Below are 9,203 nucleotides of genomic sequence, written 5' to 3' on the forward strand. Positions count from 1 at the left end.
GGCGCCCTGTGCCGGTGCCGGCCGCTGCGGGCGGACACCCCCCACCCCGTCCCCTCCCCGCCGTCGGCGCCTGCGGCGACGCCGTGGCGCACGCCGGGTCCCGCAACGTCGTGGTGCGCGGCCGTGCCATGCCGACTTAGCTGCGGGCAGTCGTGCCGCTGGGGCGGCACGGGTGGGCGCAGCGGCGCCGTGCCAGCGCCGGTGAGCGTCCCCACCCCCGGCCGGCAACGGCGCCGGGGGCGATGAAACGCCGGGCGCGCAGCCCCACGGCGGGACAGCCAACGCCGGGCGCGCAGCCCGACGGCGGAACAGCCAACGCCGGGCGCGCAGCCCAACGGCGGTGCCGTCGCCGCAGCGCACCGGGTTATCCACAGGCCCCGCGCAAGGCCGCTCCCAGCGGTACGCTGACCAGGCACAACCCCACACCGCCGTATCCGAAGGGACAGCCCATGCCGCTCGAAGCCGGCCTCCTGGAGATCCTCGCCTGCCCGGCCTGCCACGCCCCCCTCAAGGAGCAGGACACCGAGCTGATCTGCACCGGTCAGGACTGCGGCCTGGCGTACCCGGTCCGCGACGGCATCCCCGTGCTGCTCGTCGACGAGGCCCGCCGCCCGGCGTAACACCGCTGCGAAAGCCCGCGCACCGACGACACGGCGATCGGAGACTGCCGCCATGCTCGACGAATCGCTGCTCGACACGCCGGAGGCCCTGGCCGAGGCCGACCGCCGCGCCCTGCTGCGCGGCGCCGCCGAGGCCGGCGCGCGTGTCCGTACCGCCGCCCGGCAGGCCGCCGAGGCCGGTATCAACGGCCTCAAACCCGACGGCCGCCCCCGCGCCGTCCTCATCGCCGGCCCCGGCGCCGCCGCCACCCACGCCGCCGACCTGCTCGGCACCCTCGCCGGCCCCGGCAGCCCCGTGATCCGGCTCGCCCCCACCGGTGTCGCCCCCGCCGCGGGCGCGCTGCGCTGGGAGCTGCCCGGCTGGGCCGGCTCCGTGGACCTGCTGCTGATCGCCACCCCGGACGGCACCGAGCCCTCCCTGGCCCAGCTCGCCGAGCAGGCGTACCGGCGCGGCTGCGCGGTCGTGGCGGTCGCCCCCGCCGGCGCCCCCCTCGGAGAGGCCGTCGCGGGCGTCCACGGCATGTTCCTGCCGATGGCGACCGCACCGTACGACCAGGAGGAACCGCTCGCCGCCTCCGCGCCGGGCGTCCTGTGGGCGCTGCTCACCCCCCTGCTCGCCCTGCTCGACCGCGTCGGCCTGCTCACCGCGCCGCCCGACGCCCTGGAGAAGGTCGCCGACCGCCTCGACCACGTCGCCGAACGCTGCGGCCCCGCCATCGCGACGTACAGCAACCCGGCCAAGACCCTCGCCGCCGAACTGGCCGACGCCCTGCCCCTCGTCTGGACCGAGGGCACCTCCGCGGGCCCCGCGGGCCGCCGTTTCGCCGCCGCCCTCGCGGAGCTGTCCGGCGTGCCCGCCGTCGTCGCCGAACTGCCCGAGGCGCTCGCCGCGCACAGCGCGCTGCTCGCCGGCCCGCTGGCCGCAGGCGCCGACCCGGACGACTTCTTCCGCGACCGCGTCGAGGAACCGCCCGCCATGCACGCGCGCGTGGTGCTGCTGCGCGACCGCCCGATCGGCAATCTCACCGCCGCCCCGGCCGCCCGCGACCTGGCCCTCAGCCACGACACCCCGATCAGCGAACTGGAACCGGAGGAGGGCGACGAGCTGGAGACGCTGGCCGAGCTGATCGCCATCACCGATTTCGCCGCCGTTTACCTGGCCGTCGCGTCAAGGGCCTGATCTTTTCCCGGGCACGCCGGCCCGCGCCGAACGCCCCGTCACCGGCCCGCACGCATCCCGCAGAGAGATCCCATGGACCGCCTCGACAACACCGTCCGCCCCTACGCCTGGGGCTCCACCACCGCGATCCCGCAGCTGCTCGGAGTGGCGCCCACCGGGGAACCGCAGGCGGAGATGTGGATGGGCGCGCACCCGGGCGCTCCCTCGCGCACCGCACGCGGCACCCTGGCCGACGTCATCGCGGCCGCCCCCGAGCGGGAACTGGGCACCGCCGCCGTGGCGAAGTTCGGCCCGCGACTGCCGTTCCTGCTCAAGCTGCTCGCCGCCGGCGCGCCCCTCTCCCTCCAGGTCCACCCCGACCTGGAGCAGGCCCGCCAGGGGTACGACGACGAGGAGCGCCGCGGCATCCCGCTCGACGCCCCGCACCGCAACTACAAGGACGCCAACCACAAGCCCGAACTGATCTGCGCCCTCACCGAGTTCGACGGCCTGTGCGGCTTCCGTGACCCCGTCCACACCGCCGACCTGCTGGCCGGTCTCGGCGTCGACTCCCTCAAGCCGTACGTCGACCTGCTGCACGCCCACCCCGAGGAAGCGGCCCTGCGCGAGGTGCTGACCGCGATCCTCACCGCGGACCGCGAGGAGATGGCCCACACCGTCACCGAGACCGCGGCCGCCTGCGACCGGCTCGGCGGCGACTACGCCCCGTACGCCCAGATCGCCCACCACTACCCGGGCGACCCCGGCGTCATCGCCGCGATGCTCCTCAACCACGTCCGGCTCCAGCCCGGCGAGGCCCTCTACCTCGGCGCCGGCATACCGCACGCCTACCTCGACGGCCTGGGCGTGGAGATCATGGCCAACTCCGACAACGTCCTGCGGTGCGGCCTGACCCCCAAGCACGTCGACGTCCCCGAACTGCTGCGCGTCGTCCGCTTCGAGGCGAGCGACCCCGGCGTCCTGCGCCCGGAGGCCGCCCCGGACGGCGAGGAGGTCTACGAGACGCCCATCGACGAGTTCCGTCTCTCCCGCTACGCCCTGCCGGAGGGCGGCACGGCCCATGACCTCACCCGGCCCACCCCGCAGATCCTCCTGTGCACGGCGGGCGCCGTCCGGGCCGGGGAACACGAGCTGACCGCCGGTCAGTCCGTCTTCGTGGCGGCGGGGGAGAAGGCCGCGGTGTCCGGCGCCGGCACGCTCTTCCGGGCCACCATGATCGCCTGACCGCCGACTCCCGACGCGGCTGCGGTGTGTTCGTACGACCGCGACTGTGGACACTCGGGACGCCGGAGTCACGGGGGCTGCAAGAATGGCCCACCGGCAAAGGGCGGGCAAAGGCCCGGACGGCGAGAACGCACGCAGGCGAAGGGACAACGCGGACACATGAGCGCGTCAGGCGGCACCAGGGCGATCGTGGCGGCACTCGGCGCCAACCTCGCGATCGCGGTATCGAAGTTCGTGGCGTTCGCGTTCAGCGGCTCGTCGTCGATGCTCGCTGAGGGCGTGCACTCGGTCGCCGACTCCGGCAACCAGTTCCTGCTGCTGGTCGGCGGGAAGCGCGCCCAGCGCGAGGCCACCCCGCAGCACCCCTTCGGGTACGGCCGCGAGCGGTTCATCTACGCCTTCCTGGTCTCCATCGTCCTGTTCTCGGTCGGCGGCATGTTCGCCGTCTACGAGGGCTACGAGAAGATCCGGCACCCGCACGAGCTGGAGCACTGGTACTGGCCGGTGGGCGTCCTCGCCTTCGCGATCATCGCCGAGGGCTTCTCCTTCCGCACGGCCATCAAGGAGTCCAACGAACTGCGCGGCAAGCTCTCCTGGGCGCAGTTCATCCGCCGCGCCAAGGCGCCCGAGCTGCCCGTCGTCCTGCTCGAGGACTTCGGCGCGCTGATCGGTCTGGTCCTCGCCCTCTTCGGCGTCGGCCTGACCCTGCTCACCGGCGACGGCGTCTGGGACGGCATCGGCACCGTCTGCATCGGCGTCCTGCTCGTCCTCATCGCGCTCGTCCTCGCCGCCGAGACCAAGTCGCTGCTGCTCGGCGAAGCCGCCGGCCTCGAAGAGATCAAGAAGATCGAGGCCGCGATCGTCGACGGTGACACCGTCACCCGCATCATCCACATGCGCACCCTCCACCTCGGCCCCGAGGAACTGCTGATCGCCGCCAAGATCGCCGTCCAGCACGACGACACCGCCGCCGAGGTCGCCACCGCCATCGACGCCGCCGAGGCCCGCGTCCGCGCCGCCGTGCCCATCGCGCGCGTCATCTACCTCGAGCCCGACATCTACAGCGAGGCCGCGGCCGCCCAGGGTCCCGACCCCGAGGCCACGCCTGGCGGCCCCACCCCGCACAGCGCCGGACACTGACCGAGCAGCCCCGGCACGCCATCGGCGAACTCCGGACGCATTTCGGTGCGGACTGGGGACAGCCCGGCCGACCGTGTAGCTTGGGAGAGAGCCAGACGTCGCTGCTGATGGCGGTCGGGCGGTCCGCCGCGCGGACCGACCGAGGGAGAGAGGGCCTCCGACGGACTGCGCTGCGCGCACGCGGGCATGCCTGTGTCCTCTTTCGGGCACCCCTGTGTCCGCCCGCCGCGCAGACCAGCCGTACCCACCCTCGACCCAATCCCGAGGAGCAGCTCGCATGACGACTGTCGACAACCGACAGGACTTCAAGGTCGCCGACCTGTCCCTGGCCGAGTTCGGCCGCAAGGAGATCACCCTCGCCGAGCACGAGATGCCGGGCCTGATGGCGATCCGCAAGGAGTACGCCGAGGCGCAGCCCCTGGCGGGCGCGCGCATCACGGGTTCGCTGCACATGACGGTGCAGACGGCCGTGCTGATCGAGACCCTGGTCGCGCTCGGCGCGGAGGTCCGCTGGGCCTCCTGCAACATCTTCTCCACGCAGGACCACGCCGCCGCGGCCATCGCCGTCGGCCCGAACGGCACGCCCGAGAACCCGCAGGGTGTCCCGGTCTTCGCCTGGAAGGGCGAGACGCTCGAGGAGTACTGGTGGTGCACCGAGCAGGCGCTGACCTGGCCCGGCACGGCCACCGGCGGCCCGAACATGATCCTCGACGACGGCGGTGACGCCACCCTCCTCGTCCACAAGGGCGTCGAGTACGAGAAGGACGGCAAGGTCCCCTCGCCTGACACCGCCGAGTCCGACGAGCACCGCGTCATCCTCGAGCTGCTCACCCGCACCGTCGCCGAGACCCCGCAGAAGTGGACCCAGCTGGCGTCCGAGATCCGCGGTGTCACGGAGGAGACCACGACGGGTGTCCACCGTCTGTACGAGATGATGCGTGAGGGGACGCTGCTGTTCCCCGCGATCAACGTGAACGACTCGGTGACGAAGTCGAAGTTCGACAACAAGTACGGCTGCCGTCACTCGCTGATCGACGGCATCAACCGTGCCACGGATGTGCTGATCGGTGGCAAGACCGCGGTGGTGTTCGGGTACGGCGATGTGGGCAAGGGCTGTGCGGAGTCGCTGCGCGGTCAGGGTGCCCGGGTGATCGTGACCGAGATCGACCCGATCTGCGCGCTGCAGGCGGCGATGGACGGCTACCAGGTCACCACGCTGGACGAGGTGGTGGAGACGGCCGACATCTTCGTCACGACGACCGGCAACAAGGACATCATCATGGCCTCCGACATGGCCCGGATGAAGCACCAGGCGATCGTCGGGAACATCGGTCACTTCGACAACGAGATCGACATGGCCGGTCTGGCGAAGATCCCCGGGATCGTCAAGGACGAGGTGAAGCCGCAGGTCCACACGTGGACCTTCCCCGACGGCAAGAAGATCATCGTGCTGTCCGAGGGCCGTCTGCTGAACCTGGGCAACGCCACCGGTCACCCCTCGTTCGTGATGTCCAACTCCTTCGCGAACCAGACGATCGCGCAGATCGAGCTGTTCACCAAGCAGTCCGAGTACCCGACCGGTGTGTACGTGCTGCCCAAGCACCTCGACGAGAAGGTCGCCCGCCTCCACCTGGACGCCCTCGGCGTGAAGCTGACGAAGCTGCGCCCGGAGCAGGCGGCGTACATCGGCGTGGACGTGGACGGCCCGTACAAGGCCGACCACTACCGCTACTGATCACACGTCAGCAGCGCTGACCGACGTTCGAGGCAGGCCCCCGCACCCCCGTGCCGGGGGCCTGCCCCATGTTCCGGACCAGCCCGTCACGACTGGCCGGACACCGGTTACGACTCGCCGGACCCGCCGGAACGCCCCGTCACGATCCAGGACCCCCATGCCCCGCGGCCGCTATTCGCTCCACGATCCGCACGATCACACCCCCCTCGCGGAAGAACACTTCCAGTGCGCCCCCGGCCCCTCCGGCTGGCGCTATGTCTCACGGCTGACCACCCCGAGCGGCGATCACCGCGGCTCCGTCGACCTCGCCCTCGACGAGCTGGGCCGCCCCATCCGCCTGGAACTCCACGCGGGCGACTGGCAGGTGCGCGGAGCCGCCCTCGACGGTGTCACCTGGGTCCGCACCGACCCCACCGGCTCCCACGCCTCCGAAGGCAATGTGCGCGCCCACGCCTTCACCGGCACCTCCCCCGCCTTCCTCGTCGCCACCACACGGCTCCTGCGCCTCACCCCCTCCGGTCCCGCGACCCGCGTACGCCTCGTCGCCTTCACGGACCCGGTCCTCGCCCCCCGCACCGTGGACCAGTCCTGGGCCTTGCTGAAGAGAGAAGCACACGCCACTGACAACGGGCCCCTGACCGTGGACGAATACCAGGTCACAGCCCTGGACACGGGCGAGCAGCACACCGTGCACATCGCCGGCGACGTCGTCCTCGCAGCCCCCGGCATCGAGCTGGAGGACCTCGAGTCACCGCCGTCGGTCTTTCCCTGAGGGACCGGATCTCCAGACTCTCCGTTCCGCCCCGGGGCCGGGACGGGCGGGCAGATCAGGCGGGCGGGGCGAAACCCGTGCGGGAACGGCCGTCCGCCGGCTCGGCGGGGGAGACGGGAGGAGAGGACGGGGTGTTCGGCACAGGCGCGGCGGTCGGCGCAGAGGGGACCGGGGAGGCCGGCACCGGACCCGGGGCGGCGAACGACGCGGGAGCCGAGGAGGAGGGAGCGGGGGCGAACGCGCCCGCAGCGGCCGCACTCGACCCACCGCCCGGCGGCGTCGCCGTGTGCGGTCCACCGGCGAAGGCCCGCCGGGCCTCCCTGACCTGCCGTTCCTGCAGAACCGCCGCGAGGAACGCGGCCGGCGGGACCCCGGGCGGCACCGGAGCACCCGTACGCGCCGCGAGATCGCCCGCGAGACGCTGGGCCATGTCCGAGCCGACCTGCGGGTCCAGCTGCTGCATCCGCGTCAGGTACTGACGGATCGCGAGCCACAGGCCGTCCGGCACCGCCGACAGGTCCAGCTGCCCGAACCGCCCCGCAAGCCACGGCGGCGGAGGCGGCAGGAAACCCGACCGCGCTTGCGGCACCCGCTCCCGCACGACCAGCGTTCCCGCGAACACGTCGCCCAGCCGCCGGCCCCGCTCCGAGACGAGGGAGGCGATACAGGCCACCACCCCGAACGTCAGCAGGATCTCCACCACACCGACCGCGCCCCGCACCAGCGCATGCCGGAACCGGATCGGCCCGCCGTCGTCCCGCACCACCCGCAGCCCCGCGGCCAGCTTCCCCAACGACCGCCCATGACTGAGCGTCTCCACGGCGATCGGCGCGCCCACCAGCACCAGCACGAACGTCGCGATCGACACCGCCGTCTGCGCCGCCTCGTCCAACGACGCCGTCGCCACCAGCAGGACCAAGGTCACGATCGTGTACGCCGCCATGGCCGCGACCAGATCGATCAGCACGGCGAGCGCCCTGCTGGGCAGTTTCGCGGGGCGTAGCTCCAGCGCCACCGCCTCGCCCGTCACCAGCTCACTCACGCCCGACGCCCCTTCCCCTGACCTGCCCTGAGAACCGCCAGTCTGCCAAGCTGAGGGCGCATCGCGCCGCAGTACGACAAGCTGACCCCAGGCCGAGCCGCCGACGAACCGCGCAGGAGCAGGCACACCGATGGACCTCGACGTCTTCGTCTCCGCCCACCGAGCCGAGTGGGAACGCCTCGACATCCTGCTCGGACGGCGCCGCCGTCTCACCGGAGCCGAGGCCGACGAACTCGTCGCCCTGTATCAACGCACCGCCACCCACCTCTCCCTGATCCAGTCCAGCGCCCCCGATCCACAGCTGACCGGCCGGCTCAGCCAGCTCGTCGCACGCGCGCGTAGTGCGGTGACCGGAACCCGCCGTGCCTCCTGGCGCGACGTGACCCGCTTCCTGACCCGCGGTTTCCCAGCAGCCGTCTACCGCTCACGCCACTGGTGGGTACCCGCGGCGCTGCTGTCCACCGTGGTCGCCGCCCTGCTCGGCTGGTGGATCGGCACCCACCCCGACGTCCAGTCCGCCATCGCGGCACCCGGGGAGCTGCGCCAGCTCACCCGCCCGGGCGGCGAGTACGAGACGTACTACTCGAGCCACCCGGCCGCATCCTTCGCCGCACAGGTGTGGACGAACAACGCACAGGCCGCCGCCGTCTGCCTCGTCATGGGGGTCTTCCTGGGCCTGCCGGTCCTCTGGATCCTCTTCCTGAACATGCTCAACCTGGGCGTCGGGATCGGCCTGATGTCCTCCGCCGGCCGCCTGGACACCTTTCTCGGCCTGGTCCTCCCGCACGGCCTGCTGGAACTGACGGCGGTCTTCGTCGCCGCCGGCACCGGCCTGCGCCTGGGCTGGACGGTCGTCGACCCCGGCCCGCGTACCCGGCGTACCGCCCTGGCCGAGGAAGGCCGGGCCGCGATCGGCATGGCCATCGGTCTCGCCCTCGTCCTGTTCGTCTCCGGCGCGATCGAAGGCTTCGTCACCCCGTCGGGCCTGCCCACCTGGGCCCGCATCGCCATCGGCATAGCCGCCGAAGGAGCCTTCCTGACCTACGTCTTCGTGCTCGGCGGGAGGGCCGTACGGGAGGGCGAGAGCGGTGACGTGGAGGCGGCGGAACGCAGCGCCACGCTGCCGACGGCCGCCTGATGTGCATCCACCCCTCCCGAGCTGTTAATCTCTCCTTCGCCCCGGAAACCCCGTTGACACGGAGTGGACGAGGAGGTAGATTCGAACAGTTGCCTGGAACTGGACAGCGTCCGGTCGGCTACAGTGAGTATCTACAGGCTCCATGGAACATCAATTCCGAGTGAGTCACCCCGATGAATCGGAAATGGACGGCTGGTCAAACAGCCTGAAAACATCTGATAAAGTCGGAACCGCCGGAAAGGGAAACGCGAGAGCGGAAACCTGGAAAGCACCGAGGAAATCGGATCGAGAAAAGATCTGATAGAGTCGGAAACGCAAGACCGAAGGGAAGCCCGGAGGAAAGCCCGAGAGG

General features: G+C 71.8%; 9 protein-coding genes. 7 read left to right on the plus strand and 2 right to left on the minus strand.

The window, feature by feature from the left end:
* Positions 1 to 449: 449 nt before the first annotated feature.
* The 6 genes from AB0E88_RS35435 to AB0E88_RS35460 all read left to right on the plus strand — a co-directional run bounded on the left by AB0E88_RS35435 (position 450) and on the right by AB0E88_RS35460 (position 6,671).
* On the plus strand, positions 450 to 620 hold the full coding sequence (locus AB0E88_RS35435) for a Trm112 family protein (RefSeq protein WP_007382472.1): 171 nt from the start codon (positions 450 to 452) through the stop codon (positions 618 to 620).
* Between the two features lie 52 nt (positions 621 to 672).
* Entirely contained in the window at positions 673 to 1,800 is a 1,128-nt protein-coding gene (locus AB0E88_RS35440) for an SIS domain-containing protein (RefSeq protein ID WP_361639254.1), read from the plus strand.
* A 72-nt stretch (positions 1,801 to 1,872) separates the two neighbouring features.
* The gene (gene manA / locus AB0E88_RS35445; protein ID WP_361639257.1) at positions 1,873 to 3,024 is read left to right on the plus strand and encodes a mannose-6-phosphate isomerase, class I; all 1,152 of its coding nucleotides are present in this window, start codon (positions 1,873 to 1,875) and stop codon (positions 3,022 to 3,024) included.
* A gap of 159 nt (positions 3,025 to 3,183) precedes the next feature.
* A complete protein-coding gene (locus AB0E88_RS35450; RefSeq protein WP_361639259.1) occupies positions 3,184 to 4,164 on the plus strand; it encodes a cation diffusion facilitator family transporter in 981 nt (326 codons plus the stop codon).
* A 277-nt stretch (positions 4,165 to 4,441) separates the two neighbouring features.
* Positions 4,442 to 5,899, plus strand: a complete 1,458-nt coding sequence (gene ahcY / locus AB0E88_RS35455; protein ID WP_361639262.1) for an adenosylhomocysteinase — start codon at positions 4,442 to 4,444, stop codon at positions 5,897 to 5,899.
* 157 nt (positions 5,900 to 6,056) lie between these two features.
* Positions 6,057 to 6,671: a hypothetical protein gene (locus AB0E88_RS35460; protein ID WP_361639265.1), complete on the plus strand. Its 615-nt coding sequence runs from the start codon at positions 6,057 to 6,059 to the stop codon at positions 6,669 to 6,671.
* 55 nt (positions 6,672 to 6,726) lie between these two features.
* Here AB0E88_RS35460 and AB0E88_RS35465 read toward each other — a convergent pair whose 3' ends face one another.
* Positions 6,727 to 7,713, minus strand: coding sequence for an RDD family protein (locus AB0E88_RS35465; protein ID WP_361639268.1), 987 nt, complete (start codon positions 7,711 to 7,713; stop codon positions 6,727 to 6,729).
* Positions 7,714 to 7,843: 130 nt separating this feature from the next.
* Between AB0E88_RS35465 and AB0E88_RS35470 the strand changes: the two genes are divergently transcribed.
* Entirely contained in the window at positions 7,844 to 8,851 is a 1,008-nt protein-coding gene (locus AB0E88_RS35470) for a stage II sporulation protein M (RefSeq protein WP_361639270.1), read from the plus strand.
* Positions 8,852 to 9,016: 165 nt separating this feature from the next.
* On the opposite strand, the gene AB0E88_RS35475 is transcribed toward AB0E88_RS35470, so the two are convergent.
* Positions 9,017 to 9,203 (minus strand): hypothetical protein (locus AB0E88_RS35475; RefSeq protein WP_361639273.1); only part of this gene is annotated, 187 nt, incomplete at its 5' end.

Source organism: Streptomyces sp. NPDC028635 (assembly GCF_040637635.1).
Lineage (GTDB): Bacteria > Actinomycetota > Actinomycetes > Streptomycetales > Streptomycetaceae > Streptomyces.